The following is a 24,441-nucleotide window of genomic DNA, read 5'->3' as shown; positions in this document are numbered from 1 at the left end:
CAGCGAAGCTCCCAAGCGCGGTAACTGACGGCGCTTGGGAGCTAGAGCTGCAAGGTCTATGGGAATCGTTCATCTTGTGATTGAGTGAAGCATGGCTGCCCCGATTGAGGATTATGCTCTGCTTTCGGATCTCCACACCGGACCCCTTATTTCCCGCCACGGCAGTGTCGACTGGCTCTGTTTCCCGCGTTTCGACTCGCCCTCGGTCTTTGCATCCCTGCTCGGCCAAGAAGACCATGGCCGGTGGCTGTTAGCACCTAGCCCGGCGGAGGCCGTCGTCGTGGATCGTCACTATGTGGACTCGACGTTCGTACTCGAGACAAAGTGGCAGACCAATTCCGGAAAGGTCCTGGTGACGGACTTTATGCCGGTAGGTGGCGTCCATCCATCACTCGTCAGGCGAGTAACCGGGCTCAGCGGAACAGTCTCTATGCATCAAGAGATACGAATCCGGCCCCAGTATGCCACCGTTCTCCCTTGGCTAAGCAGGATCCGCGACAGCACTGACGCCTCCGCACAAGTACTTCTCGCGATGTCCGGTCCGGATGCTCTATCTTTGCGGGGCACCTGCCTTCCGCAAGCCGAAGACCACCGCCATGCGGGGGAGTTCACCGTTCAACAGGGGCAGAATGTCGACTTCCACCTAACATGGTTCCACTCCTACCAGGACGTGCCGCCAGCCATCGACATAGATGGATCCCTGGACGACACCATTCTCTACTGGACCACGTGGGCCGCCAATTGCCGCTATGACGGCCCCTATCAGAGAGCAGTCAAGCGTTCACTCCTAGTCTTACGTGCTTTGACCCACTATGAGACCGGAGGCATTGTCGCCGCCCCTACCACTTCCCTGCCAGAAGAGTTTGGCGGACCACGAAACTGGGACTACCGCTACTGTTGGCTGCGCGATGCATCCTTGACACTCGAAGCGATGTTGACGCACGGCTACGAATCCGAAGCCCTAAAATGGCGCAACTGGCTGCTGCGTGCGCTGGCGGGTGATCCGGAAGATTTGCAAATAATGTACGGCGTAGGGGGCGAACGCGACCTGACGGAAAGGGAACTCCTGCACCTCCCCGGTTATCAGGACGCCCGACCCGTTCGAATCGGCAACGCAGCAGTCTTCCAGCATCAGGCCGATGTTGTGGGGGAGGTGATGGTGGTACTGGAGAGGCTTCGCCTCGCCGGAGGCAAGGAAGATCATTTCTCTTGGGCTCTGCAGCGTGCACTCCTTGGATCAGTGGACAAACACTTCGAGGAGAAAGACTTGGGATTGTGGGAAATGCGAGGCGCTCCCCAGTACTTCACGCACTCCCGGGTGATGATGTGGGCAGCCTATGACAGCGGGGTACGAGCCGTCCGAGACCACGGACTGACTGGGCCGCTCGGGCATTGGGAACGGCGCCGGGACCGACTGGCCGCAGAAATCATGGAACGGGGATTCAACCCGGATTTGAATTGCTTCACTCAAACGTACGGCGGGGAGCAGACGGACGCTGCCTTGCTGGTCTTGCCGCAGGTCGGCTTTCTCGCCTATGACGATAGACGGATGCTGGGGACGGTCGCTCGGTTGGAAAAGGAGCTGCTCACCTCTGAGGGGCTGCTGATGCGATACCGCACTGAGACCGGCGTCGACGGGTTGGCTCCTGGTGAACATCCATTCCTCGCCTGCTCCTTTTGGCTGGTGGAACAGTACGCGCGTTCCCGCCGGCGGGCCGACGCCGAGAATCTTATGAATGCCCTGGTAGGTCTTTGCAATGACCTCGGCCTGCTGAGCGAGGAATATTCCATGGACGAGAAACGTATGGCAGGAAACTTTCCACAAGCCTTCTCCCACCTTGCCCTGATACGTGCCGCTGAGGCGATGCACAGTCAGGGCATCTAGGCCTCGGTTTTTTCCTTGTTCGCATAGCGGGACGCTTCCCTGTAGGCCGTTGGTGGTATCCCATTCCACCGCTTGAACGCGATGGTGAAGCTCGTTGGGTCCGTGTATCCAAGAGTGCGGGATATCCGCGCTACCGAGTGATCTGTTTTGGAGAGAAGATCGGCGGCGAGGTCGCGGAGCGCTTTGTCCCGGAGCTGAGCAAAGTCATCGCCGGTCAGTTCAAGCTTGCGTTGCAAGGTGCGGGGGGAGACCCGCAGTGTTGCGGCCACATTTGCGAGTTTGCGGTTGAGTCCGGGCGCGGTCCTGATGATCTTCATGACGGTGTCGGGCCAGTCGCCGGTTGCCCTGAGATCGTCAAGAATCTGGTGATCCGCTTTGAGCCATGCTTCGTGTTGGAAGGCGTTACCGAAGGGGAGCTCGTGTGCCGAGGTTGCTGGGGTCCACCAAAGCCGTAGTGCATCAGATCCGCAGTCGATGACGCACGGGACCAAGGCGCCAGCTTCGGGGGAAGCTTCCGCGAGCGGGAACTCGACGTGGGTAAACGGAAAGGGGCTGCCATACATCCACGTGAAAGTTCGGGCAATTACGCAGAAATCCCGGTAGACGCTGAACGGGACCAGCTCCTCGGGGGTGTCGGGATAGGTGAACTCCATGCCGGTTATGGAGCCGTCCGAGGTCCGGAGAGGCGAGATTTCCATAAGGCCGGGTGCATTGTCTGTTGAACTGCCGGCCTCCACCCACGCAGCAATGGTCGGCGCGGTCGCGAGGGCCAATCCGCGAATCCCGAAGGACCCCAGCGTGTAAGCCTGCGCTGCCTTGACCCAGAGTTCGACACGATCCTTCGTGAGAGCCACAAACTGGAGCTGGAAGGCCAGTTCCTTCTTTGCGGGAATAGTACCTCCAGGACGGTCGATGGCGTCAGGATCTATTTCCGCGTTTGTCAGCGCAGTCTGCCAATCTAGATCCGCGTCCTTCAACACGGCACAGAGTCCGTGAACGCTGAAGTTGGGTAGTCGCAGATTCTGGTAAGAGCTAAGTTTCACTGCTGCCCCCCTTTCACCGTTGACGAAGAGGCGCTTCCGGGTATCAGGGTCCAGGGCAACGGGTTGAAGCGGCCCAGCATGTGAAGCACGTCACCAGCTTTGCATCCCACGCCATGTCTTCACAAGGGCCCGCGCCTGACGCGGTTTCCCATCTGTTTGGCATCTCTTTCCATGTCGCATGCCTCATGGAGACACCTAACGTTGAAGCTCTGAGCAAGGGCCGGCAGTGAAGCCGGTTCACTGATATCAAAGGAGATCCGGTGAGTATGTCCATCACTGAAAGCTTGGAAGCTGCAATCACTGCAGACGAATTCAAGGCGGCATTCCGCAACCATCCTGGCGGCGTCGCCGTCATCACTGCAGACGCCGGCAACGGGCCGGTTGGCTTGACAGCAACGTCCGTAATTTCGGCCAGTGCCGAACCAGCGATTCTGGCGTTCTCAGTCTCGGAATTTTCGTCCAGCACCCCGACCATCCTCAGCGCGGATAGTGTCGTGGTGCATTTTCTCAGCGCTGAGCAGGTGGGCATTGCGAAACTCTGTGCGACCAGTGGAATCGACCGTTTTGCGGATACCTCACTCTGGTCCCGTCTCGAGACCGGGGAACCATACTTCGTCCAGGCGGGGTCCTGGATCCGGGGCAGGATCATCAACTCAATGAACGCCGGCGGATCAACCATCGTGGCGATTGAGGCCCTCGAGGCGTCGCCGGCGCTCTCTGGCGATGCCGAGCCGGGAACGCCTCTCGTTTATCACAATCGCGCCTGGCATGCACTCGGCGAAGCCTCGCTGATCTAAACAGCCCCTATCGAGACCACTTCTTTCCACATCCTTATAACTTCCTGAAAGGACGGCAATCATGAGCATCGTTACGAATGAATCTGCCACCGAAAACACCTTCGATCGCGACTTCGTTGCGGACTACACGGTAGAGCGCGACAAGGGCCCCATGGTCGGGGGTGACAACGCCTTCAAGGTGGCCATTTTTGGGGCGAACGTGTCCACCGGGCAAGGCGGCCTGAACTTCGCCGAGAACTCCATCAAGCTTGGCAACTGGGGCGAAGTGCAGCATCTCGCGCAAAAGGCCGACCGGTACGGCGTAGACGGCTTCATCCCCATCGCACGCTGGCAGGGGCTCGCTGGTCCCGACCGTCCCTGGGGGCGTCAGTTCGAGACGTTTACCTGGGCGGCGGGAATCGCCGCTGTAACGCAGAACATTCAGATCATCGCCACGTGCAACGTGCAGTTCATCAACCCGGTACTTGGCGCCAAGATGGTGACCACCATTGACCACATCAGCGGTGGCCGCATGGGACTAAATGTCACAGCAGGCTACTTCAAGCCCGAGTACGACATCTTCGGTGTTGAGCTTCCCGAGCACGACGTTCGTTACGAACTCGCCGACGAATGGGTCGAGATCGCGGAGCGGCTGTGGGCGAACGAGGAGCAGGAGTTCGACTTCGACGGCCAGTTCTTCAACCTCAAGGGCGCGCAGGCGCATCCTAAGCCGGTGCAGTCGCCGCGTCCGATGGTGATGAGTGCCGGTTCGAGTCCCGCAGGACAAGAGTTCGCATTCAAGCACGCAAACGTCCTGTTTGCGTCGGTTGCGACCGTCGAGCACAGCGGCGAGCTCACGCCGAAGCTGCGGCAGAAGGCCGATGCGGCCGGTCGTGAGGACCTGGGCCTGTGGGCCGGCGCACACATCATCGTCAAGGACACCGAGAAGGAAGCGCGTGCTTACGCGGACTATGTGACGGAGAGCACTGACTGGGAGAGCGCGCTTCGCTATCGCGAGATCATCCGCAACGGCACTCAGAGCTTCAACTGGGATGAGTACAAGCAGTCCGAGGATTACAAGCGGGACGAGTCGGTGCGGGCATTCGGCCGCGCGGCCCTCATGCCGATCACCGGAACGCCGGAAATGGTGGTTGAGGAATTGCAGAAGTTGCAGGCCTCGGGCATCACGGGCATCTGCACCGGCCTCGTTGACTATGACGAGGGACTCGATCGGCTCAACGAGCAGATCTTCCCGCTGATGCGCGAAGCCGGCATGCGCGCCTGACCACGAAGCATTCATCCATCAAGGAGTGAACAGTGACGACTTTTCCTGATCCCAAGAAATTCCAGCTTATCGTCGCAGGGCCGAACGAGTCCGGCGAAGCCGACTTCCTCGACGTCGGCCCGGCCGCCGAGTTCGAGTTCCCCGGCGTGGCAGCCGGTGCCTTTTACTGGGCAGTGGACGGGGGCCACAGCAAAACCAACATTGGTGCCCCGCCCAGCAAGGTCGCCCTTGCAGGGCCCAACGGATCCACGTTCGGCATCAGCAGCTTCCCGGCGCACTCGTCAGGAGAAGTGGACGCGGAGACGCTCGATGAGAGCATGAGCGCCACCGATAACGACGGCGACGCCGGGATGCACGCGAGCGACACCATCGACTACGAAGTGGTCATCTCGGGCAAGGTGGACCTCGTGCTGCCCGGCGGGAAGAAGCGCACGCTCGCTCCTGGAGACCTTCTGGTCATGGCAGGCGTACCCCACGCTTGGAAAAATCCGTACGACGAGGACTGCGTTTACGTCGTCGTCACTGTCGGTTTCAACACTCATGAGGTCTCATCATGAGCCTAACCTCACCGGGCAAGGCGCTACGGGCAGTCTTCGACAGTCCCGAAACGGCGCTGGTGCCTTTCGGCGCACTGCCGCTCCACGCGCAGATGGCTCAACACGCAGGTTTCGACGCATTCCAGCTCTCCGGCGGCATGTCTGCCTGGTGGCAGGGTGTCTCGGACACGGGATGGCTCACCCTGACAGAAGTGGTAGAACATGCTAAGCGGACTGCCCGCGCCGCCGACATTCCCATCTATTGCGACGCAGATACCGGCTTCGGCGCACCGATCAACGTGCAGCGAACTGTGTCAGAGTTCATTGATGCGGGAGTTGCCGGGATCCACATCGAGGATCAGCGGGAGCCCAAGAAATCGGGCGGTGTAGCCGGAATCGAATTGGTGTCCGACGCTGAGGCCATTGGGCGGCTCAACGCCGCCGTCGATGCCCGCGACAAGTTTGACAAAGACTTCGTTATCGTTGCGCGCACCGACGGCTACGGTGCCGCGGGTGGCGGCGTGGAGGAGGCGATTCGTCGTGCACAGCTCTACAAGGCCGAGACCGGTGCGGACGTCATCTTCTACGAGGGATTCCACACCTGGGAGCAAGCCGAACTCGCGCTGAAGGAGACACCCGGACCAGCCTACGCCGTCGGGGTACCACTGATTGGACGCAAGACGGTGGCCGAGATGACTGTGATCGGCCAGGCCATCCAGCCGGTGGCCTTCGTGCTTCCCGGTGTCAAAGAAGTGTGGCGCCTGCTTATGCAGGTCAAGGAATCAGGTGAGGCCACCGCAATTGGCGACTACATCGACCGCTTGAATGAAGACCCGGACAGCATCGGTTGGGGAGCCATGCTCGGACGTCCCTCGACCGACTACGTCCGTGAAACCGAGGACAGATTTATTCCTCAGGAATCGCGGAGGGACTACGACAACAACGTCCACGTAGGGGAGAGCTACTGATGAACAAGGAGAGACTGATGTTGGAGGACAAAGCTGGACTCCTCACAGGAGCGGGCTCCGGCATTGGCCGGGCGAGTGCTCTGGCGTTCGCAAAGAATGGCGCGCGCGTCATGGTGTCCGATATTGATGAGAACGCGGGACGTGAAACGGTCGAGCTCATCACGGAATCCGGTGGTGAAGCTGCCTTCTTCAAATGCGACGTCAGCGAAGAGGAACACGTCAAAGGCCTCGTCGACGCGACCGTATCAAGCTTTGGCAAGCTGGACTTTGCTTTCAACAACGCCGGAATGAACGGCGTCTTCGCACCCATAGGCGAGACTGACAGCGCGGTCTGGGATCGGGTCATGAAGGTGAACTTGTATAGCACCTTCTACTGCCTGAAGCACGAAATAAACTCGATGCTGAAGACCGGAGGCGGTGCGATCGTCAATACAGCCTCGGCCGCCGGCCTGATCGGAATCGCGAACAACGCACCCTACACCGCCTCGAAATTCGGCGTGGTCGGCATGACGAGGAACGCGGCCATGGACTACGGTCCCTTGGGCATCCGCATTAACGCCCTCACGCCAGGGTCAACGACAAGTCCAATGATGAAGAACGCCTTCGAACAGAACCCTCCGGAATTCCGGGAGAGCATTCTGGCGGCGATTCCATTGCGCGCGTTGGCCGAACCCGAGGATCAGGCAGATGCGGTGGTGTGGCTCTGCTCCGATCAAGCCCGCATGGTCAGCGGAATATCTCTGGCCGTGGATGGCGGCTGGCTGGCGGGAAAGTAAGCCGCTACGAAACCGGAAAGTTATAGGCAGGACCTTCCTGATTGTCGGAGACATGGAGTGATCGAAATGAACAATCTTGATTTCATTGGCCGCGTGGCAATAATCACCGGCGCAGGGCAGGGAATGGGCCGCGAACACGCGAAAATGCTCGCTTCCCGAGGGGCACGCGTGGTGGTCAACGACGTCAATGCGGAGAACGCGGCCCAGGCCGTAGCTGAGATAACCGAGGCAGGCGGCACCGCCGTGGCTGACAGCCACAACGTCGTCTCTGCTTCATCGGACATCGTCCAAACAGCCCTGGATTCCTATGGGCAGCTGGACATCGTTGTGAACAACGCCGGAATCAACGCCTTCGGTCGTTTCTGGGAGATGGAAGCCGACACATGGTGGCGCATCTTCGACGTGGCCGTCAAGGGCGTCGTTGGTGTCTCGCGTGCAGCCATGCCGCACCTCATCGACTCCGGCAGCGGCCGTCTGATCAATATCTCCTCAAATGGGGTCATGGGTGTTCCGACTGACTCTGCCTACAACGCGGCCAAGGCCGCGATCTGGGGTCTCGGTATCACCCTCGCGGCCGAGGCTCGCGAGGTGGGAGTTCAGGTCACCACCCTGATGCCCGTTGCCTTGACTCCCATGACCGAGGACGCGTTCCCCAATCCCGTTATCAAGGACGCCATGCGCACTGCTGTTCCGGCGAGCTCGGTGTCAGCTTTCGTCACGTGGCTCGCACACCAGGACACGACAGTTTTCGGCGAAACCTTTGAGATCGCCGGTGTGGCGGCCGGGCGGGTGGCGATCGCCGGCATGCCGCGCATGAAAGTCGAGGTGCCAACGCCCGAGAGCTGGGCCGACAGTGGTGAGACGCTCATGAAGGACGGCGAGCTGCGGGCATTCCGCAACGCTAGCGAGTCGTTCCGAGACCAAATGGTCTATTTGGCACCCGAACTGGACGCCGTGCTTCCCGCCGACGCAGCGGACGTGTCGAGGTAACCATCGCATCAAAGTCCATACAGCAACAAGATCAACCACGCCAACCTCACAACCTACTAAGGATTCTCATGAAGATCGGCATTCTAGGAGCAGGATCAATAGGGGCCACACTCGCCCGCAAACTGAGCGGGACCGGCCACGATGTAAGGGTAGCTAACTCACGCGGCCCTGAAACCATCGGTCCACATATTGTGGCAGCGGGAGCCCGGCCGGTAGAAGCAAAGAACGTGGCCACCGACGTCGACGTCCTGATCACGTCCATACCGCTGAGCAGGATGCCCGAGGTCAGAGATCTCATCGCCGACCTCCCAGCGAACGCCGTCATCGTCGATACGTCCAACTACTATCCCCTGCGTGACGGGCGGGTGGAAGCCTTGGAAAGCGGGAAGGTGGAAAGCGTCTGGATCACCGAACAGCTTGGGCGCCCCGTTGCCAAAGCCTGGAATGCCATCACGGCCGGGTCCTTCGAAGCCTATGGAAGAGAAGGTGGCCATCCGGACAGGATCGCCATCCCTGTGGCCGCGGATCGTGACCACGACAAATCAGTAGCAATGGCTCTTGTGGAAGAGACCGGTTTCGACGCCCTCGATGCCGGCTCCTTGGCGGACTCTTGGCGCCAGCAACCCGGAGCACCCAGCTATTGCACCGATCTCTCAGGCCGGAAACTACGCGAGGCCCTTGCTGAGGCTGAGAAGGATCGACTCCCGCAGCGACGCGACATCGTGGTTACGGCCCTTACCGAGCGCTTCCCGAGCTACACGGACGTCAATCTCCACTACCTTGTCCGGCTCAACAGAGCCATCTACAGCTAAGGCTGCGACAACCCGCAGTTGCCGCAGGTCAAGGAGCAGAAGTGAACCGCAAGGAAGATATCGTCATCGTGGGGGCTGCCAGGACTCCCCAAGGCAGGTTAATGGGCCAGCTCGCCACGGTATCTGCCGTCGAGCTGGGCGGCGCCGCAATCGAAGCTGCCTTGGATAGGGCGGGCGTATACCCTGAATCTGTCGACGCTGTTGTCATGGGTCAGGTAATCCAAGCCGGGGCCGGCCAGAACCCTGCACGACAGGCCGCTGTAGCCGGGGGGATACCGCTCGGGGCGCACGCTGTCACCGTCAATAAGGTCTGCCTGTCCGGGCTGAGCGCGATCATCGAAGCCAGCCGGCTGCTCCAACTCGGAGAAGCGGAAGTGGTCATCGCGGGCGGACAAGAATCAATGAGCAACGCACCACATCTGCTTGCTGGTTCACGCGCAGGGCACCTGTATGGGGACACCGTACTGACAGACTCGCTGGCCCACGACGGGCTCACCGATGCCTTCGACCACGAGTCAATGGGCATCAACACTGATCGTGCCAATGCTGTCTTGGGCGTGGCGCGGGTGCAGCAGGATGCAGCCGCTGCAGAATCTCATCGCCGGGCGGCAGCTGCCCAGGATGCAGGAAATTTTGAAACCGAAATCGCTCCGGTCAAGGTGCCACATCGTAGGGGACCGGCCGAATTGGTAAAAAGGGACGAGGGCATCCGCCCAGATGCCAGCCAAGAATCGTTGGGTAAGCTTCGGCCAGCCTTCTCACCGACGGGAACCGTCACCGCCGGCAACGCCTCCCCGCTCACTGACGGCGCTGCCGCCGTCGTCCTCACCACCCGCAGCTACGCGGAGGAGCGCGGCCTGAAGATCCTCGCCGCACTTGCGGCTCATGGACAGACGGCAGGCCCCGACACCTCGCTGCCGGACAAACCTGCCCGGGCCATCAGCAAGGCGCTCAGCATCGCAGGATGGCGGGTGGACCAGTTGGACTTTGTCGAAATCAATGAGGCGTTCGCTTCAGTGGCACTTCATTCCGCGGCGCAGCTGGGAATAGGAATGGACAAGGTCAATGTCAACGGCGGTGCCATCGCCCTTGGACATCCCATCGGTGCCTCCGGGGCACGCGTCGTCGTCTCGGCTGCATACGAACTTCAGCGCCGCGGAAGCGGCCGGGCCGCTGTGGCCCTCTGTGGTGGTGGCGGGCAGGGAGAAGCACTGCTCCTGTCCCTCGGTTAATGGAGGACTGGAGTGTTTGAACACAACAAGGAGGCTACGCAGAAGGACGGCACCGTGGCGGACTGCCCGGCCGAACACGAGCACCTGCGAGTCCTCATCGCCAAGCAGGAACTAAACGAGAACATGATCCGCTACTGCCGGGGCATGGACCGCAAGGACCTTGAACTCATGAAGTCCACCTACTGGCCGGACGCGACTGAAGATCATGGCATGTATGTCGGTCTGTCCCACGACTTCTGCGACTGGGCCTATTCCCTGCGCCGGGGGTCTTCGCACAAGGCAAGCCACTACGTGACCAATATCCTCATTGACTTCAATGGCAACCAAGCCAAGCGCGAAACGGCGTTTATCTACCGGACCGTTCCAACCGACAACGGCCCAACAGACCTGCTATTTGGTCGGTATCGGGATCTATGCGAGCGACGCCAAGGGGAATGGAAGGTGCTCGCGAGGACATGCGTCTGGGACGGAGCGCAAAGACTCGCTGCGGAAGCAGACGTAGCTGAACTGTTCGGCATACCACCCACCTCCAACTTCGGCGACCGATATCCCCATGACCCGATCTACACCCCTGACTGGGGAACAGCACCCCCAGTCAAAACCATGAATGCAAAGGAGCATCATCATGACTAGCGATCAAATTCTCGCTGGAAAGCACATTCTCATCACCGGCGCCGGACGCGGCCTCGGCGAAGCATACGCCCGCGCAGCAGCCGCAGAAGGCGCCCGGGTGGTCGTTTCCGACATTAACGCCGAAAGCGCCGAAGCAGTCGCCGAGTCAATCAATCGGGACGGCGGGGAAGCCCTGGCCATCGCGGCAGATGTGACTGACTGGGACAGCTGCCAAAGACTTGTCGCGCTCGCGGTAGAACGCTTCGGGAAGCTGGACGGACTTGTCAACAACGCTGGCTATCTGGAGACGGTGACTGCGGGCCAGGAAACGGCGGAGCACATTCGCCGCCATGTCGACATCAACGTCTGCGGTACTTACTTCATGTCAGTTCATGGTCTCGCGGCAATGGAGGGCAGCGGATCAATCGTCAATGTGACCTCGGGGGCTGTGGCTGGTCTCCGGATGATGAGTGCTTACGCGGCGGCAAAGGCGGCGATCGCTTCGTTGACGTTCGCTTGGGCCACTGAGTTCGGCGCCGCTGGCGGGAACATTCGGGTTAATGCCATGGCGCCCCACGCTGACACCCCGATGATGACTACAGGGACGGAGGCGTACACAAAGTTCTTCGGCGGCAACCCCGTAGCACCCCCACCCTCCACTAATGCTCCTGTGGTGCTCTACCTCCTGTCTGACCTCAGTAAGGGAGTAAACGGTCAGGTAGTCCGTTTTGCGAACGGGCATGACCTGATGGTGCTTTCACATCCCGCCATCGTGGACTCCGCACTTACCCGTGAGACATGGACGCCCCTTGATGTCAGTGCTGCGTTCGATGATGTGTTGCGCGACAGGATGCAGCCGTGCGGCCAGTTGACGTACGTTGACTCCCGCAGCATTGATCCGGAACTGACGGAGTTTGCAGGAGCCAGCCAGTGAACGAGCGGAACGAGACCGCGAAGCAAAGTGTCGACGTCGTGATTATCGGAGCCGGCCCGGTGGGGCTTTCGGCGGCGATCCTCTTGGGACGGTTCGGCGTCGATACCCTCGTAGTTGAACGACGAACAGAGCGATCACGGCACCCCAGGTCAAGGGCGGTCAGTTGCCGCACCATGGAGGTGTTTCGCGAACTTGGGCTCGCTGAAGAAGTCCGGGCAGCCGCGCTTCCCGGCGGACCACGGCGCCTTCTGGGAAGTGACGTCGTTTCGCCGTGGCGCTCCGTTGTCACCAGCAATGCATATACGAACGATTCGGCGGACACCAGTTTGGGTCCTGAGACTCTGGATGTTGTGCTGTGTTCCCAAGACGTGCTCGAGCCGATCCTCGTTGACGCGGCCCAGGCTCAGGAATCCGTTGCGGTGGAGTTCGGCAAGACGGTATCGACTGTCAACGACACCGGGAAAGAAGTCCTGGTGTCCATACTCAGTGACACAGGCCTGGAGGAGATAGCGGCGAAGTACGTGATCGCGGCCGACGGTGCTGCCAGCCAGGTGCGCACTGCGCTTGGGATCGGGACGACTGGTGAACAGGACCTGCAGACGGCGGTGAGCGTGTTGTTCCGTTCACCCGTAATCCAGCGGCGCACGGGCGATCCGTCGAGCTTCATTTACCTTGATAACCCGGACACCATTGGAGCCGTGGTGATCGCTCCAGTGGACGCAACTGATCGGGTGGCGATGCTTGGCCGCCCGCTTGTCATGGATCGGGTTCCTTTTGAGGACATTGACTGGACGACGCAGATCCTGGACGCTATCGGCGATCCCCATGAGTCAGTGGAACTGATGGACGCCAGAACGTGGACGGTGGGTGCCTGGGTAGCTGATAGGTACCAGTCCGGGCGTATCTTCCTGGCAGGCGATGCTGTCCATGTGATGCCGCCTTACGGAGGGTTCAATCAGAACACCGGTATCCAGGATGTTCATAACATTGCGTGGAAGTTGGCAGCCGTCATCAACGGATGGGCGGATCCCGGCCTGCTAGAGACCTACGAAGTTGAGCGGCGACCTGTCGCTGTGTTCAACATGGCTGAAGCCGTCCGCAACTTCCGATCGATCGTCGGAAACGTTGATGAAGGCCCACGATCCTTCCGGCCGGAGAATTTTGTGCACCCCGGACTGGACATCGGATTCCGCTACGACCGGGGTGCCGTTGCCGGGACCACAACTCCCGACGCCGGCTGGCCGGTAGGAGCCTTCACTCCGACTGCAGCTGTGGGCGAGCGAGCCCCTCACTTATGGCTCGATGGCGAGGGCGCAGTCTCGACGCTGGACCTGTTCGGGCATGAACTGGTCATCCTTTCGCGCTCCGGTTCGGAGCCAGCAAAGGAGGCGGTACAGCGCGCTGAAATCCATGGCATTCCACACAGGGCAGTAACGTTCGGGCCTTCGGGCGACTTTGTCGAGTCAGAGGCGGAATGGGCGGCTGCGTACAACGTTCATGGTGATGAGGCCATCCTCGTGCGCCCTGACGGCCACGTGCTTACACGGTTGGACGGCAGCGACTCGGGTGCCCTCGACCGGGCGCTGCTGGCCTACATTGGACGCTCTTTGTCTCTCTGAAGCGCAGGCCTCCAAGCACAGCAACTGTCCTGAACATGACTGCCTACACGGTGCAATCCGGCAACTGAAAGGGGGGATGCGTATTGTCCCATCAAGACCTCGATCTGCCGCCTCCAAGCGACCGATAAAGCATCGCCCCGCCGGGGTATTGCCACCGATGCGGATTTCCGCGAGAATCTATTGGAACTAGCACAATGCGCGTATAAGATTCATATTACGAGAGTTGCTACTGCGGCAGCGCCTGAGCATTCTGTAGCCCAACTCAGAGATCAATCACAGAAATAAGGAGATTCACGATGGCGTGGATAACGTTTGAGGATTACAAGGACAAGTACCAGCACATCAAGCTGGAGCGTGATGAAGATGGCATCCTGCTGGTCACGTTCCATACGGATGGCAGCGACGTCGTCTGGGGGGTAGGCGTACATGACAACGTTTCCTCCCTTTGGGATGACATCAGCAGGGACCGCGGAAACCGTGTTGTTATCATCACCGGCGCAGGCGACACCTTCATTGATAAGGAAGCCCCGATTGAAAACAAGAACTGGGTAACCCCCGAGATCTGGCTTGGTCTCCATCATGATGCCAAGCGCCTGGTGCTCGGCCATCTCGATATCGAGGTTCCGATGATTGCTGCAGTTAACGGGCCGGCAAGATACCACAATGAGCAGGCGCTGCTGTGCGACATCGTCATCGCTTCCGAGGACGCCGTATTCGCCGATCACGCGCACTTCTCCCAGGGGAACATTCCCGGTGACGGGATGCAGATCATCTGGCCGCTGGTCATCGGGTTGAACCGTGGCCGGTACTTCCACCTCACGGGCCAGGAAATCACCGCGCAGCAGGCGTACGAGTGGGGCGCCGTGAATGAAGTGGTGCCTAAGGACCAGGTTGTCACTCGGGCGTACGAGCTCGCGCGGATGCTTGCCGCGAAGCCCACGCTGACGCTTCGCTCAACGCGGATGCTGATGGTTAACGAACTCAAGAAGACCATGAATGATGCAGTCAGTCACGGCATGATGACCGAGGGTCTCGTGGCCATGGGTGAAGGCTGGAATCCGAGTCCGCTTACCGGCCCGGAATTGGCCGCTGGTGTCAAGACGCCTGTCTGATGCAACGGGAAAGCGCCGACGACCTGAGGGGTCGTCGGCGCTTTCTGTTCCTGTTAGGAATAGCCGAAGTGACGGGCGCGGCGGGCCCATTCAGCGGCATCGATCGCTTCCATGATGGGGACGTAGGCGCCACCTTGTGCCTCGCCCTCAAGGAGTTCTCCTCGCGTCAGGAGCGAGAGGTTTTCACGGAAGCCTGCCACTGCCCCATTCACAGTATTGATCACCAGCAGCATCTTCACGCCGGCTTCTTCGAGTTCCTTGCGCTCCTCCAGGGTGGGGTTCTTCACGGTCACCATAACGTATTTGCCCGGGACCACTGCGGAGAGCTTGGGCAGGTCGAGGAGGGGGTAGCCGCAGGGGTAGAGCATGTCTGCGCCGGCAGCGGAATAGGCAGCCATGCGTTCGGCGAGATTGTCGAAGCCGAAGCGGCTGGAGTCGGAGCGGGCAACGATCACGGTGTCCGGGTTGGTGCGGGCTTCGACGCAAGCGCGGATGATGTCGCTCATTTCCTCCACGCTGCGGAGTTTGAGTTGTGGCTTCCAGCGCTCCCCGCCGTCTTTGGGCGTCCAAAAGTGCTTGGTTGCAGGGATCATGTCTTCGACGAGCAGGGCTGCAACACCCGCTTGCTCTGCAAGTTGGACGCCGCGGAATGCTTGGAGCGGTGAACCTCCGGCATCGTCGAAATCAAGAATGAGCGGAAGGTCAGTGGCGGCCGTGATGCGCCTCCCGGCTTCGATGAGCTCGCCTTGGGAGATGAAGCCGTTATCCGGTACGCCGTAATGGAAGTTCGAGTATGTTCCGCCGGCGATGAGGACCACATCGAAGCCGGCCTGTTCAACCAACTTTGCCGAGAGTGCATCGTAGGCTCCTGGCGCGATGATCATTTTGGAATCCGCGAGCAGTTCCCTGAGTCGTTGCGCGGGTTTCATGGGCATTTCCCTTCATTTCCATAGAAAATTGTGGCTACGGCGAGAAAGACATCACTCCAAACGTAGCAATGTTATTATCATATCACGCGAGTTACATTCATAATGTGATAGCGCAAAATGACAATGGAGTCAGCCCTGGTGCTCTCCTCATCAGTAAGACAGAAGGATGAACCATGCAACAGACAAAGCCCCAAGCGGGAGTAGATAACAACACACGTGAGCAAACCGTCCACGTCACCGGCACTGGTGGAGTCCGCGTCATAACAATCACACGTCCGAAAAAGCGAAATGCCATCGACCGACCCACCGCTATTGCGCTTGCGGCTGCGTTCGATGCCTTTGACGCCGATGATTCTGCCAGTGTCGCGATCCTCACTGGCGCCGGTGGTTACTTCTCGGCGGGGGCCGATCTCGTATCGGTCGCTGCGGGAGAAATCCCGGTCCTTGAGGGACGCGGGTTCGCGGGCATCACCCGACGGCCGCCGACGAAACCCGTCATTGCCGCCGTCGAAGGCTACGCCTACGCAGGGGGCTTCGAGCTTGCCCTGGCCTGCGATTTGATCGTTGCGAGTTCTGCAGCGGCGTTTGCCCTACCCGAAGTCAAGCGTGGACTCATCGCTGCAGGAGGTGGGCTGCTTCGATTGCCGGACCGTCTGCCGTATCACATCGCGATGGAGTTGGCCCTGTTGGGAGAACCCATCGCAGCACCACGCCTCGCGGAGCTGGGCCTCATTAACAGGGTGACGGATCCCGGCAAAGCGCTGGATGCCGCGCTCGAGCTCGCAGGAAAGATCCAGCTCAATGGACCTGTTGCCTTGAAAACTGCCAAGCGCATCATTTCTGAGTCGCGGTTCGCGGCGTCGGAGGAGCGCTTCGCCATTCAGGAAGAAATTGTCGCTCCCTTGCGGAGCGGGCCGGAAGCGCGTGAGGGTGCTCTGGCGTTCGTCGAGCGGCGTGATCCGGCCTGGATGACGCCCGTACGGGATGACACCGCAGTCTGAGCCCCGACCGACTACTCTGGCGCGCATTCCCACGTACCTGGCGTTCTTGGCCATGTCGCCCAGGGGCCGTCAGCTCTTAGCGTTATTTGAGAACAACGAGCGGCGGCCATGCCGCCTCACTGACATCAATGGAGATCCAGTGGTCTTCCCCGATCGTTTCGGGGTGGCCATGGCTTTTGGCAGACTCGCACGCATCGTGGCGGACGACGGCACCGGAAGCCCTGGACCATCATCGGTTCACAACACGAAAGGCCAAGGCAAGCGATGCCCGAAAATCACCAGAAATTGCACTTCGGACCGGCTCGTACGGAACTTCACGTAGGTGTTGATCTTGAGCGGATGCGCCGAGAGCGCGCAGACCGAATGCGGGCGCTCATGCGTTCGAAGGGTATTCCGGCTTTGCTCCTCACGGGTGCGGACAATGTGCGGTATTTGACGGGTTTTTGGTGGGGAGAATTTTCGCTCCAAGTCGGCTATGCACTGTTTTTCGCAGATGACGATCCCATCGTGTTCGCACCTGCGGGATCACTTCAACAAATGCCGGACCAGGCCCCTTGGATCAAGCAGTGGCGCCCGGCTATTTCCTGGCTAGGCGGTGTGGCACCCGCTTCGGCCGTTGCCGAACTCTCGGCCGTCTTTGCAGCCCAGATTCGCGATGAGCTTGCCGCGCATTCACTCACGGGAGAGCAACTGGCCGTCAGTGAGATCGATGAAGCAGGCATGATTGCGTTGGCCAATGCGGGAATCGAAACAATCCCTGGGCTCCCGCTGCTGCTCGAGTGCTCCACGATCAAGACCGCTGATGAAATCTCGTGCATCTCCATGGCGGCTAGCTTAAGCACTGCAGGATTCGAAGCCACGCGGGCAGCCTTGCGGCCCGGAACCAAGCAGGCGGGGATCGCGCTGATGGCCCGTCGCGCGATTGAAGACGCCGGCGCCGAGGTCGGAGCGGCCCGCCTACTCTCCGGACCGTTGTCATTCCCTCGTGGAATCAGTGGTGGAGACCGCATTGTGGAGCATGGCGATCTCGCTTACCTGCTGACGTGCGGAACTTCCTACATGGGTTACACGGCGTGCCTCTACCGTCAGTACGTCGTCGGTCGCGCACCAACTTCCGCCGAGCGCTCGTCCTATACGAAGTTGACGGACCGCTTGGATCTGGCGATGTCACTCATGAAGCCGGGCGCGAGCACTGCTGATGTAGCAGCCGTGCTTGCACCCGCGGAGGACCTTGGTTTCCCGTCCGAAGCGGAGTGCTTCAGCATTGAACTCGGGCATGGAATCGGCTTGGTCAACGCCGGCTCGCGGGCCATCCACTACAACCCGCCCACCATTACCCGATCGTGGTCCCTTGCCCACCCAGAGGAGATCAGGGAAGGCATGGTCATTGCCATCGAAGGCATCGAAGGGGAACACCGCGTCGGAGGCGTACGTCTTGAGAACCTGGTTGTCGTCACGGCGAATGGGGCGGAACTGCTTGACCACTATCCACGCCTGGACATGGTCCAAACCGCCGGCTGACGAACCCACCCGAAGGAGTAAAGAGACACAGCGAAGGCTGCCATGAACCTGATAGTCGAAAAGCACGTCCCTATCGCAATGCGCGACGACGTCACCCTCTCCGGAGATGTGTACCGACCACATGACGGCGCAACCCACTCGACGGTGCTCATCCGTACGCCCTACTGCAAAGACGACCCAGCGCACGCAAACACCTGGATCAACATCCTGCGCGCTGTGGAAAGCGGTTGGGTGGTAGTGGTCCAGGACGTGCGAGGCCGCTTTCGAAGCGGAGGCTACTTTGTACCCTTCGCCAACGAAGCCGACGACGGTGTGGACACCATCCACTGGATCCGGGACCAACCGTGGTCGGATGGTCAAGTGGGCATGGTTGGCGGCTCATACGTAGGTATCAGTCAGTGGTTGGCAGCGGCGAGAAAACCTGAAGGACTGATAGGTATTGTTCCGGCCGTCACCGCGGACGATGTACATTCCGGCTGGCTTTATGAAGACGAGAACGTGGTGTTGGGATTCCTCGCGCACTGGATTTCAATCCTCCTCGCCAGCAGCAAATTGGATGAGGAAAGCCGTCCCCGGATTGCTGCCTTGGAGCGGAGCGTGGCAGAGGGGCGCATCCGCACCTTCCACGAGCTGATCGAGGAAACAGGGGACTTCGCACCATATTTGCAGGACTGGCGGGATCGGAGCACTTCACTGGCGGAACCCGAGCTGGCCGGAAGGGTGGAAGTACCAGCATTTGTCATCGGCGGCTGGTTCGATATCTTCCTTCCAGGAACAGTGGCGAGCTTCGTGCGAAGACGGGCGGCCGGAACACAGCACCCACATGACCGTCTGCTGATCGGGCCCTGGGCGCACGGACTTATGGGCGGCTGGTTCCCGGCCCGCTCGTTTGGTCCGGAATCCTCATTTGATGGCCTGGACCCGACATCCCTCCAGCTGCGCTGGTTGGAGGAAGTTCGCGATGGCCGCAAGCCAACTAAGCATCCCGTGAGCGTCTTCTCCATGGGAGTTGATGCATGGCGGGACTTCTCAAGCTGGCCGCCTGACAACGCCCACCGACTGCGGCTCCAACTGCATTCCGCCGAAGTAGAGAGCACTCAAATGAGCGCTAATACCCTCCCCGGGGCAGTGTTGGAATCTCCGGTTCCAACCATTGGCGGAAGAACATTTTTCCCGGGTTACAAGGTCGGCGCCAATTCCGGTCCGCGCTTGCTGGACGCCTTGGGCGTGCGAAATGACGTGCAGATGTTCGTTTCCGATCCTCTGGCCGAAGACATCGAGATCCTCGGAACTGCCAGTTGCAGGCTAAAGGTGCGTGTTGATGGCCCGACACCCGTCGTAGTCAAGCTGGCAATCTTGGGCGACGACGATTCCCCGGAATGGCTCTGCGAGGGCTCGTCATACTGCGATTTTGATGCTGGAAGCGGAAAGCCAGTCTCCGTGAGTCTTGGCTCTACCGCGGTTCGGCTGCCGAAAGGAAGCCGTTTGTGCATATACGTTGCCAGCTCGGACTTTCCTCGACTTGAGGACGGGCCACGGTCGTCCTTGGACATCCTTCCTGGGGATGGGGGGCCGGTATTGGAACTTGAAGTACTAAGCCTGGCTTGAGCCGCCTTCTTCGTCGTCCAGGCGGCGAGCTTCCATCAGGGCATCGAGGCACCGTTGGAAATACTCCTCGTTGGTGAAGCGATGAAGGGGAACCGTGATGGACAGGGCAGTGCGGGGGCGCTGTGACCCTTCAAAAATGGGAACTGCCATGGCGCACACGCCCGCGACGTACTCCTGGTGGTCCAGTGCGTAACCTCGGGACCTGGTCAGCTCGAGGTCAGCAAGAAAATCCGGCAGTGCCGCGATCGTGTGGTCGGTTCGCCGTGCAAGTTCGCCGTTGACGGACCGAAGCCGATCCAGCTGGGATTCCGGACCGAAAGCGAGGAGGGCTTTGCCGGAAGCACGCGCGTGAATATCGCCGGAAACGCCAACGCGGAGGTCGGCCACCCTGACAGCATGGCTGCCTTCCTCTACTGCGACGACAGTTACAGTGCTTCCTTGCCACGCAGAAAGGTAGGCGCTCTCACCTGTGGCCTCGACCACCTGATGCAAAAGACTTAGGGCAAAGGGCGAGGGTCGCCAGTCTTCTTCCACCCGCGAACTCAAGTCAAGCATCTTTCCGGCAGCGAGTTTATAGGTGCGCTCATTGCGCTCCAAATAGCCGGCATGAACGAGCGTCGCCAGCAAGTGCGACGTAGTGGCGATGTGCAGGTTTACCGCACTGGCTATCGATTGTGCCCGCATCGGCTCCTTGGCTGCGGCGATCACGTCCACGATGTTGAGGGCGCGAGCGACGGACTGAACAAGGTCCTTCGGTGCGTCTGTTCCGGCGGGCGATTTATCGGTTGCCTTCGTTGTACTTGCCATGCGGAAATCATACGCACATGGCGAAAGAAGGACCAGCTTCGCATCGTCTCTACGAACGAATATCCATTGACAGCAAGATGAAGGAAGCGTAGTTATTACATTATGAAAGCTACTATCACAACAAGAGAATTGGGTGGAAGCGGCGAAGATGCCGGAGCTGCTGATATGAGGGAAGCCGCAGACATGCCACTAACACGAGGTATCCAAAGTGCAATTCCAATCGGAAGCGTGGGGCAGATTGGCATCCTCGTGAAAGACCTCGACCAAGCCATCGATCTGTATGGACGAGCCTTCGGCATCGAAGAGTGGAATTCCTACCGCTACGACAAGGAGTTCATGCCATGGTCCCGCTATGGCAACGAGGAAGGTACTTTCGCCATGCGCCTTGCCATGGGCGGAGCCAATCCGCAGGTTGAGCTGATTCAGCCTTTGGCGGGCCCTAGCATCTACCACGATTTCATCGAGCAGGGCCACAACGGATTACACCACCTGGGTGTTTTCGTTGAGAACCTGGATGCGGCAATCTCGCTCATGGAAGAGTCCGGTTACCGCATTACACAAACCGCGCGCGGTTATGGGCAGGATGGCGACGGCGGATTCGCCTACTTTGACACCGATCGTGATCTCGGCGTGGTGGTCGAGGCAATAGAGGTCCCAGCCACCCGCAGGCCTGGGACCGTGCGACGGACTGGAGGAATTTAAGTGTTGGACAGTAAAGCCGTTGTGAGCCCCGTGCGTAATGACAACCCACTGAAGGCAGAGAGCGTGGCCGTGGTCGGCCCCTCACGGGACCCGTGGAAAACCTCAGGGCGGACACTTGATTACCTCTCCCGCCTAGGGTTCGAAGGGCGGTATTACGCTGTCAGCAGCGTGCACAAGGAAGTGCTCGGTGTCCCCACTGTGGAGACACTTTCTGATCTCCCCGAAGTACCTGACGTTGCCGTCTTGGTAGGACCCGCCGACCGGGTCATCGAAGATCTTCGTGAATGCGTTGCGCTCGGCGTCCCCTTCGCTGTCGCGTTTGCAGCCGGCTTCGGCGAATCCGGGCGGCATGACCGTGACGAGCTTATCCGTGCGGAATTGGCCAAGGGCACCACGCGACTCATTGGCCCGAACTGCATCGGCTTCATGCACGTGGGCCGGTCGCTGACTGCAACCTTCTCATCGGTCCTGCAGCGCAACGCGATCCCGACCGGTAACGTGGCGCTTTTCAGCCAAAGCGGGGGACTGGGAAATGCCCTCATGCAGTCCCTCGCGGCACGGGGTGCGAGCGGGTTGAGCGCTTGGGCGAGCTCCGGAAACGAGATCTCTACGGGCTTTACCGACTGGGCGCAGTGGCTGGGCGCGGATCCGGACACGCATGTCCTCTCATGCATCGTAGAGAGCTTCAGCGCGAACGATGACCTGGAGGCCGCAGCAACTGCGGCAGGGGACCGCGGTATCCCGGTCATCGTGCTGAAGCTGGGGCGATCCACACGAGGAGCCATGAGCGCCCAGTCCCATACCGGCAAGCTTGCCGGCAGCGGTCGCGTCGCTTTGAGCGTCCTCCGCCACCGTTTCGGGATGGTGTGCACCTCGCCGGAGGAACTCCTTGATCTAACCGAGACATTCGACGTCTTCCATGGGCGGCTTTCCGACCGCGAGCAGGAGCTGACCGTCGTCACCACCTCCGGCGCCCAGGTAGGGCTTTGGAATGACCTCGCCGACGACCGCGGCCTGACGTTCCGCGATCTTGACCCGGCAGCACTTCGCTCGATAGGCGAGGCCGTGGGCAGCAATCACCTCGGCAATCCGATCGACGTTGGCGTACAGTCAACAACCGCCGATTACCTTCGGATTGTGGGGCAGGTTCTCAGCACGACGCCGGGCGGTTGGGTTATTGTCACGGCCACCCGGCTTGCGCACGACTTCGATGAGCTGGCGGCCGGTATCGCTGCGATGACCATCCCAGCGGGAGTGCGCCTCATGGTGGTCCCGTTGTCCGAAGACGACCGGATTACGGCAGACCAGGCCGGAATCCTGCGCAAGGCAGGTGTCCTGTCCCTTCCTACAGCCGGGCGCGCACTGGATGCCATTTCGGCCGCCGCCTCCTGGGCGCGGGTCCAGAGCACGCGTGCCAAGCGCGGCAATCTGGTGGGGGAGGTGCTGAAGAGTGTGCCAACCGGCGGGACGTCTAACCTGACGTGGCGGGAGGCGGCCGAATCGCTCGCGAAGTCCGGCGTTCCTGTACCGGCAAGCCGCGCAGTCCGCGATGTTGACGACGTCGTGCGGGCTGCCGAGGAGGTCGGTTTCCCCGTTGCCATCAAGATTGATGATGCAGAAATCCTTCATAAGGCAGACGTCGGAGGCGTGTTCATCGGCGTCAAGGACTCAGACGGCGCCCGCGCCGCAGGGTCCCAGCTCGCATCCATTCAAGGGAAGGCCGCGACCATTTCTGTCCAAGCGATGGCTCCAGGGAAGACCGAAGTCCTGGTGGGACTGCGTCGCGATCCAGAGTTCGGTCCAGTCCTGGTCATCGGCGCGGGAGGCGGGATGACGGAGGCGCTTGACGACATCAGCATCCTCCCGCTACCAGTGTCCCGGCCGGAAGTCCGTCAAGCCATTGGCGATTCGCGCGTGGTGGCCTCCAGTCTTCGGGGTGAGGGCATCGAGCAGACCCTCGACACGCTGACCACTACGGTGATGGACATTCTTGCTTGGGCGGAACAGCGCGGGAACATTCACGAGTTCGAGTTCAATCCGATCCTTGCCGACCCGACATCAGCTACCGTCACCGTTGTCGATGCCGTCGTGTCGGTTTACACCCCCAGGCCAGGAGCAACACCATGACCACGGCCACGATTGTTGTACCTGCCCGGCAGATTACCGATGACGACGTCGCCTACATGAAGAGCTTCATCGGTCAGTCAGCTGTTGTTGTGCAATGGAACGAGGAGGCCAGCACCGACTCAATACGGCACTACGCCTGGGGGATAGGGGATGAGAACCCGCTGTGGTTGTCGGATTCGTACGCGCAGGCAACGCGTTACGGCATAAGGATCGCACCCCCTACATTCCTCTATTCCGTGTGCGATGCCGAAGTTGCGATGGGGATGTCAGAGGGCATCCAAGCTATACACCTGGGTGCTGACCTCGACTTCCGCCGGCCGATCCGCCTGGGTGAGCGTGTCCGTGCCCGAGCCTTCGTCGAAGATGTTCGTGAGCGTGTGGGCCGCCGCTCCGGTCGCTTGGTGGAGCAGGTGGGGCGGACTGACTACTTTGTTGGCGAGGAGCTTGTGGGAATCGTTCGCAACACCATCGTCTGTGTGGCTCGACGCTCCGAGGGGCAGCGTATGCACGAGCCTCGGGACCCCCATGTCTACACCGACGAGGAGAAGGAACAGATTCGCGCCGCGATTCTGGCTGAGGAGATCCGTGGGCAGCGAACTCGCTTTGCAGAGACCGTGTCCGTTGGCGACGTTTTACCGCAGGTAGTGAAGGGTCCGCTCGACCTTATCACCATGACCGCATACTATGCCGGGGCAATCGGTACCGCAGGCTATCGCGGTGTTGAGACCCGCGTTCGGCAGCAGGAGCGGGTGCGGAACGGGGACCCAAGCGCGCCAACAAACTTGGGTTCTGAGCACTTCCTTTCCGAGCCGTTCCCCAGCCTGGGGCACCAGGATGCTGCGATGGCGCACGCCATCGGTATGCCGGGCGCATACGACAACGGCAACCAGCGGGTGTCGTGGATGGCACACTGCGTGACCAACTGGATGGGGGACGACGCGGATCTCGTCTCGCTTTCGGTACGAATAAAACAGCCGGGTGTCTTCGGCGACACCCAGTGGATTGGAGGCGAGGTCACCCGTACGTTCCGCGATGAGCATCGTGGAGCATGCGCCGAGGTCACAGTGAAGGCCATGAACCAGTTGGGCGTGGAATCGACGAGCGCTGTCGCGGTCGTCTCGCTGGCCGAGGCCCGGATCGTCTGACCCATTCGTGGACCATATGAA

Annotated in this window: 22 protein-coding genes; 19 read left to right on the top strand and 3 right to left on the bottom strand. The window is 60.3% G+C overall.

The genetic code is table 11. From position 1 onward, the window contains the following. Positions 1-91: 91 nt before the first annotated feature. Positions 92-1,885, top strand: a complete 1,794-nt coding sequence (locus ACR30Z_RS08270; protein ID WP_434372046.1) for a glycoside hydrolase family 15 protein — start codon at positions 92-94, stop codon at positions 1,883-1,885. On the opposite strand, the gene ACR30Z_RS08265 is transcribed toward ACR30Z_RS08270, so the two are convergent. Then, entirely contained in the window at positions 1,882-2,928 is a 1,047-nt protein-coding gene (locus ACR30Z_RS08265; protein ID WP_434372045.1) for a helix-turn-helix domain-containing protein, read from the bottom strand. The two genes, ACR30Z_RS08270 and ACR30Z_RS08265, sit on opposite strands and share 4 nt — an antisense overlap. A gap of 266 nt (positions 2,929-3,194) precedes the next feature. Here ACR30Z_RS08265 and ACR30Z_RS08260 point away from each other — a divergent pair, with 266 nt between their 5' ends. The 12 genes from ACR30Z_RS08260 (at position 3,195) to ACR30Z_RS08205 (ending at position 14,580) form a co-directional block, all read left to right on the top strand. After that, complete coding sequence (locus tag ACR30Z_RS08260) at positions 3,195-3,725, top strand: flavin reductase family protein (protein WP_434372044.1); 531 nt, start codon at positions 3,195-3,197, stop codon at positions 3,723-3,725. Positions 3,726-3,786: 61 nt separating this feature from the next. After that, positions 3,787-4,989 (top strand): LLM class flavin-dependent oxidoreductase, encoded by a 1,203-nt coding sequence (locus tag ACR30Z_RS08255; RefSeq protein ID WP_434372042.1) that lies wholly within the window; start codon positions 3,787-3,789, stop codon positions 4,987-4,989. Positions 4,990-5,021: 32 nt separating this feature from the next. Next, the gene (locus tag ACR30Z_RS08250) at positions 5,022-5,546 is read left to right on the top strand and encodes a cupin domain-containing protein (RefSeq protein WP_364304688.1); all 525 of its coding nucleotides are present in this window, start codon (positions 5,022-5,024) and stop codon (positions 5,544-5,546) included. Further along, entirely contained in the window at positions 5,543-6,493 is a 951-nt protein-coding gene (locus tag ACR30Z_RS08245) for an isocitrate lyase/PEP mutase family protein (RefSeq protein WP_364304690.1), read from the top strand. Before ACR30Z_RS08250 ends, ACR30Z_RS08245 begins: the two co-directional genes overlap by 4 nt. Then, positions 6,493-7,269, top strand: a complete 777-nt coding sequence (locus tag ACR30Z_RS08240) for an SDR family NAD(P)-dependent oxidoreductase (protein ID WP_434372041.1) — start codon at positions 6,493-6,495, stop codon at positions 7,267-7,269. Before ACR30Z_RS08245 ends, ACR30Z_RS08240 begins: the two co-directional genes overlap by 1 nt. Positions 7,270-7,335: 66 nt before the next feature. Next, entirely contained in the window at positions 7,336-8,259 is a 924-nt protein-coding gene (locus ACR30Z_RS08235) for an SDR family NAD(P)-dependent oxidoreductase (RefSeq protein WP_434372039.1), read from the top strand. Between the two features lie 68 nt (positions 8,260-8,327). Then, positions 8,328-9,071 carry an NADPH-dependent F420 reductase gene (locus ACR30Z_RS08230; protein WP_434372037.1) on the top strand — a complete coding sequence of 248 codons (744 nt, stop codon included), beginning with the start codon at positions 8,328-8,330 and terminating at the stop codon, positions 9,069-9,071. 41 nt (positions 9,072-9,112) lie between these two features. Beyond that, positions 9,113-10,303 carry an acetyl-CoA C-acetyltransferase gene (locus ACR30Z_RS08225; protein WP_434372036.1) on the top strand — a complete coding sequence of 397 codons (1,191 nt, stop codon included), beginning with the start codon at positions 9,113-9,115 and terminating at the stop codon, positions 10,301-10,303. Between the two features lie 12 nt (positions 10,304-10,315). Then, complete coding sequence (locus ACR30Z_RS08220; RefSeq protein WP_434372035.1) at positions 10,316-10,936, top strand: nuclear transport factor 2 family protein; 621 nt, start codon at positions 10,316-10,318, stop codon at positions 10,934-10,936. Beyond that, complete coding sequence (locus tag ACR30Z_RS08215) at positions 10,929-11,849, top strand: SDR family NAD(P)-dependent oxidoreductase (protein WP_434372034.1); 921 nt, start codon at positions 10,929-10,931, stop codon at positions 11,847-11,849. The genes ACR30Z_RS08220 and ACR30Z_RS08215 overlap by 8 nt, the downstream gene beginning before the upstream one ends. Continuing rightward, entirely contained in the window at positions 11,846-13,468 is a 1,623-nt protein-coding gene (locus ACR30Z_RS08210) for an FAD-dependent monooxygenase (protein ID WP_434372033.1), read from the top strand. Before ACR30Z_RS08215 ends, ACR30Z_RS08210 begins: the two co-directional genes overlap by 4 nt. Positions 13,469-13,764: 296 nt before the next feature. Continuing rightward, a complete protein-coding gene (locus tag ACR30Z_RS08205; RefSeq protein ID WP_434372032.1) occupies positions 13,765-14,580 on the top strand; it encodes an enoyl-CoA hydratase/isomerase family protein in 816 nt (271 codons plus the stop codon). Positions 14,581-14,633: 53 nt separating this feature from the next. On the opposite strand, the gene ACR30Z_RS08200 is transcribed toward ACR30Z_RS08205, so the two are convergent. Next, positions 14,634-15,509, bottom strand: coding sequence for an isocitrate lyase/PEP mutase family protein (locus ACR30Z_RS08200; RefSeq protein WP_434372030.1), 876 nt, complete (start codon positions 15,507-15,509; stop codon positions 14,634-14,636). A 173-nt stretch (positions 15,510-15,682) separates the two neighbouring features. Between ACR30Z_RS08200 and ACR30Z_RS08195 the strand changes: the two genes are divergently transcribed. The 3 genes from ACR30Z_RS08195 (at position 15,683) to ACR30Z_RS08185 (ending at position 19,639) form a co-directional block, all read left to right on the top strand. Continuing rightward, positions 15,683-16,510, top strand: a complete 828-nt coding sequence (locus ACR30Z_RS08195) for a crotonase/enoyl-CoA hydratase family protein (protein WP_434372028.1) — start codon at positions 15,683-15,685, stop codon at positions 16,508-16,510. 264 nt (positions 16,511-16,774) lie between these two features. After that, complete coding sequence (locus ACR30Z_RS08190; protein ID WP_434372026.1) at positions 16,775-18,031, top strand: M24 family metallopeptidase; 1,257 nt, start codon at positions 16,775-16,777, stop codon at positions 18,029-18,031. A 42-nt stretch (positions 18,032-18,073) separates the two neighbouring features. Continuing rightward, positions 18,074-19,639: a CocE/NonD family hydrolase gene (locus ACR30Z_RS08185; protein WP_434372024.1), complete on the top strand. Its 1,566-nt coding sequence runs from the start codon at positions 18,074-18,076 to the stop codon at positions 19,637-19,639. Here the strand turns inward: ACR30Z_RS08185 and ACR30Z_RS08180 are convergent. Then, positions 19,625-20,446, bottom strand: a complete 822-nt coding sequence (locus ACR30Z_RS08180) for an IclR family transcriptional regulator (protein ID WP_434372022.1) — start codon at positions 20,444-20,446, stop codon at positions 19,625-19,627. The two genes, ACR30Z_RS08185 and ACR30Z_RS08180, sit on opposite strands and share 15 nt — an antisense overlap. Positions 20,447-20,674: 228 nt before the next feature. Between ACR30Z_RS08180 and ACR30Z_RS08175 the strand changes: the two genes are divergently transcribed. From ACR30Z_RS08175 to ACR30Z_RS08165, 3 genes are read left to right on the top strand one after another with little or no spacing between them, the layout of a single operon-like run. Continuing rightward, positions 20,675-21,148, top strand: coding sequence for a VOC family protein (locus ACR30Z_RS08175; protein WP_434372021.1), 474 nt, complete (start codon positions 20,675-20,677; stop codon positions 21,146-21,148). Then, positions 21,149-23,275 (top strand): acetate--CoA ligase family protein, encoded by a 2,127-nt coding sequence (locus ACR30Z_RS08170; protein ID WP_434372019.1) that lies wholly within the window; start codon positions 21,149-21,151, stop codon positions 23,273-23,275. Then, positions 23,272-24,420, top strand: a complete 1,149-nt coding sequence (locus ACR30Z_RS08165; protein ID WP_434372017.1) for an FAS1-like dehydratase domain-containing protein — start codon at positions 23,272-23,274, stop codon at positions 24,418-24,420. Before ACR30Z_RS08170 ends, ACR30Z_RS08165 begins: the two co-directional genes overlap by 4 nt. Positions 24,421-24,441: the final 21 nt, after the last annotated feature.

The sequence above is a fragment of the Paenarthrobacter sp. FR1 genome, assembly GCF_051106045.1.
Taxonomy (GTDB): domain Bacteria; phylum Actinomycetota; class Actinomycetes; order Actinomycetales; family Micrococcaceae; genus Arthrobacter; species Arthrobacter nitroguajacolicus_A.
The sequence above is the reverse complement of the archived record's forward strand: the minus strand, read 5'-3'. Positions and strand labels throughout refer to the sequence as shown.

Coding starts and splice junctions, on each gene's coding strand:
- ACR30Z_RS08270 (WP_434372046.1), top strand. CDS start 92: ATGGCTGCCCCGATTGAGGATTATGCTCTGCTTTCGGATCTCCACACC.
- ACR30Z_RS08260 (WP_434372044.1), top strand. CDS start 3,195: ATGTCCATCACTGAAAGCTTGGAAGCTGCAATCACTGCAGACGAATTC.
- ACR30Z_RS08255 (WP_434372042.1), top strand. CDS start 3,787: ATGAGCATCGTTACGAATGAATCTGCCACCGAAAACACCTTCGATCGC.
- ACR30Z_RS08245 (WP_364304690.1), top strand. CDS start 5,543: ATGAGCCTAACCTCACCGGGCAAGGCGCTACGGGCAGTCTTCGACAGT.
- ACR30Z_RS08240 (WP_434372041.1), top strand. CDS start 6,493: ATGAACAAGGAGAGACTGATGTTGGAGGACAAAGCTGGACTCCTCACA.
- ACR30Z_RS08235 (WP_434372039.1), top strand. CDS start 7,336: ATGAACAATCTTGATTTCATTGGCCGCGTGGCAATAATCACCGGCGCA.
- ACR30Z_RS08230 (WP_434372037.1), top strand. CDS start 8,328: ATGAAGATCGGCATTCTAGGAGCAGGATCAATAGGGGCCACACTCGCC.
- ACR30Z_RS08215 (WP_434372034.1), top strand. CDS start 10,929: ATGACTAGCGATCAAATTCTCGCTGGAAAGCACATTCTCATCACCGGC.
- ACR30Z_RS08205 (WP_434372032.1), top strand. CDS start 13,765: ATGGCGTGGATAACGTTTGAGGATTACAAGGACAAGTACCAGCACATC.
- ACR30Z_RS08200 (WP_434372030.1), bottom strand. CDS start 15,509: ATGAAACCCGCGCAACGACTCAGGGAACTGCTCGCGGATTCCAAAATG.
- ACR30Z_RS08195 (WP_434372028.1), top strand. CDS start 15,683: ATGCAACAGACAAAGCCCCAAGCGGGAGTAGATAACAACACACGTGAG.
- ACR30Z_RS08190 (WP_434372026.1), top strand. CDS start 16,775: ATGCCCGAAAATCACCAGAAATTGCACTTCGGACCGGCTCGTACGGAA.
- ACR30Z_RS08185 (WP_434372024.1), top strand. CDS start 18,074: ATGAACCTGATAGTCGAAAAGCACGTCCCTATCGCAATGCGCGACGAC.
- ACR30Z_RS08180 (WP_434372022.1), bottom strand. CDS start 20,446: ATGGCAAGTACAACGAAGGCAACCGATAAATCGCCCGCCGGAACAGAC.
- ACR30Z_RS08165 (WP_434372017.1), top strand. CDS start 23,272: ATGACCACGGCCACGATTGTTGTACCTGCCCGGCAGATTACCGATGAC.